General features: G+C 70.2%; 2 protein-coding genes. Both read right to left on the minus strand.

What is annotated here, in order from left to right; all coding sequences use genetic code 11:
* Window positions 1-646: AMP-binding protein (locus tag ACQKIP_RS45005; RefSeq protein ID WP_427745647.1), on the minus strand; the 646-nt coding region annotated here is incomplete at its 3' end.
* A 41-nt stretch (window positions 647-687) separates the two neighbouring features.
* The coding region (locus ACQKIP_RS45010; protein ID WP_427745648.1) for an ABC transporter ATP-binding protein at window positions 688-2557 on the minus strand (1870 nt) is incomplete at its 5' end.

Genomic DNA, 2557 nt, shown 5'->3' on the forward strand with positions numbered 1-2557 from the left:
CCTCCCCGGTCGCGATGGCCAGGGTGCCGCCGGACGCCAGGGTGGTGGTGACGTCGAGCACGGAGGCGTCGAAGCTGAACGACGCGAACTGCAACGTCACCTCGCCGGGACCGGCACCCAACACCGGTCCCATCGTCTCGACCAGATCGACCACGCCCCGGTGCGTCACCGCCACGCCCTTGGGGCGGCCCGTCGACCCCGAGGTGTAGATCACGTACGCCAACTGATCGGGATCGAACCCCACATGGAGGGGCTGTGCGGATTCCGCGGCGATGACCGTCCGCGCGCCGTCCAGCCCTGCCGCGTCGATCACCAGCGACGCCTCGCTGTCCGCCGCCATGAACTCCAGCCGGTCGGCCGGGTAGTCGGGATCCAGCGGCACATAGGCGCCGCCGGCCTTCCACACCGCCAGCATCGACACCACCATGTCGAGACCCCGCGGCAACCGCAGACCCACCCGCGACTCCCGTCCCACCCCAAGCCCGCACAGGTAGCGGGCCAGCCGGTTCGACCGGCCGTCCAGCTCCCCGTACGAGAGGGACTCCTCTCCGCAGCGCACCGCCACCGCATCCGGCGACCGAAGCACGTGGGCCCGGATGAGTTCCGGAACGGTGTTGGTGACATTCGTACGGCGAGAGTCAGGCATTCCAGAGGTCCCCACTGGGTCGTCGATCGCTGGGCGCGGAATTAGCGGTGTTCCGGCGGGGGTGGCGGGCCCTGGTGGAAGAAGGGGCCGCCGCCTCCGGGCCCGCCCGGACCCGGTCCCATGCCCGGACCCGGCCCCATACGTGGACCCGGTCCCATCCCGGGCCCCGGGCCCATGCCGGGCTCGGGTCCCATCCCGATCCGCACCGGACCACGGCCACCGGGACCGCCCGGCCCGGGCCCGGGACCGCCCGTATGCACCGGCTCCAATTCCGGTCGCGGCGCCGGCGCTCCGTTCTTCGACTGGTCAGCGAACTGAGTCCGGTACAGCTCGGCGTACAGTCCGCCCTGTTCGAGCAGTTGCTCGTGGGTGCCCGACTCCTGGACCCGGCCCTCGTCGATCACCAGGATCTGGTCGGCGTCGCGGATCGTTGCCAGTCGGTGGGCGATGACCAGCGAGGTGCGCCCCTTCAGCGCGGCCTTGAGGGCCTGTTGCACGGCCGCCTCGGACTCGGAATCGAGATGCGCGGTGGCCTCGTCGAGGACCACGACGGGCGGAGCCTTCAACAGCAGCCTGGCCATGGCGATGCGCTGCTTCTCGCCGCCGGAGAGCCGGTAGCCACGGTCGCCGACCACGGTGTCGAAGCCGTCCGGAAGCGCTTCGATCAGCTCCCAGATCTGCGCGGCCTTGCACGCGTCGATCAGGTCCTGCTCGGTGGCGTCCGGGCGGGCGTACGTGAGGTTTTGGCGGATGGTGGTGTGGAAGAGGTGCGCGTCCTGGGTGACCATGCCGATGGTGTCAAGGACCGACTCCAGGGTCAGGTCGCGCAGGTCGTGGCCGCCGATGCGCACCGCGCCGGCACCCGGGTCGTACAGGCGCGGCACCAGGTGCGTGATGGTCGTCTTGCCCGCTCCGGAGCGGCCGACCAGCGCGGTGAGCTTGCCGGCCGGTGCGGTGAAGGTGAGGTCGCGCAGGGTCCAGGCGTCACCGGCGCGCTCTGGCATCGGCAGCGCGATCGATTCGAGGGAGGCGAGCGAGACGTCGGCCGCCTTGGGGTAGCGGAACGACACCTGGTCGAACTCGACCGACATCGCGGGCGGCTGCTTGCCGCCGGCGCCGTTTTGGGCACCGCTCGCCGCCGGCAGCGCCACCGCGTCCGGCTTCTCCGCGATCAGCGGCTTCAGGTCCAGGACCTCGAACAGGCGGTCGAAGCTGACCAGCGTGTTCATCACGTCCGATTGGGCGTTGGAGAGCTGGCCGATCGGCTGCATCAGCCGGGTGAGCAGGGTGGCCAGGGCCACCAGGGTGCCCATCTGGATGGTGCGGTCGATGACCAGGTGGCCGCCGACCCCGTACACCGCGGCCGTGGCCAGCGAGCTGACCAGCATGGTGGAGAGGAAGAGCAGCTTCATGTGCACGGAGGTCTGCACACCCACGTCGCGGCTTCGGCCGGCCAGTCCGGAGAACTCGGCCGACTCCCGGCCCGGGCGGCCGTAGAGCTTGGCGAGGAGGGCGCCGGTGACGTTGAACCGCTCGTGCATCATCGAGCCCATTTCGGCGTTGATCTGCATGTGCCGCCGCATGAGCCGCTGCATCCGGCGGCCGATGACCCGGCCGGGCACCACGAAGAACGGGGCCAGCAGCAGGGCGATCAGCGTGATGACCCACGACAGGTAGATCATCGTGATCAGGATGAAGGTGAGGGTGAGCGCAGCGGAGACGACGGTGGAGAGCAGTGACGTGAGCGCCGCTTGTGCTCCCATCACGTCGGTGTTGAGCCGGCTGACCAGCGCTCCGGTCTGGGCCCGGGTGAAGAAGGCCAGCGGCTGCCGCTGTACGTGGTCGAAGACCTCGGTCCGCAGGTCGTAGATGAGGCCCTCGCTGACCCGGGCGGACACCCAGGCCTCCACC

Origin of the sequence: Streptomyces sp. NPDC059900, from assembly GCF_050270335.1 — a bacterium.
In the GTDB taxonomy this organism is placed as follows: Bacteria; Actinomycetota; Actinomycetes; order Streptomycetales; family Streptomycetaceae; genus Streptomyces.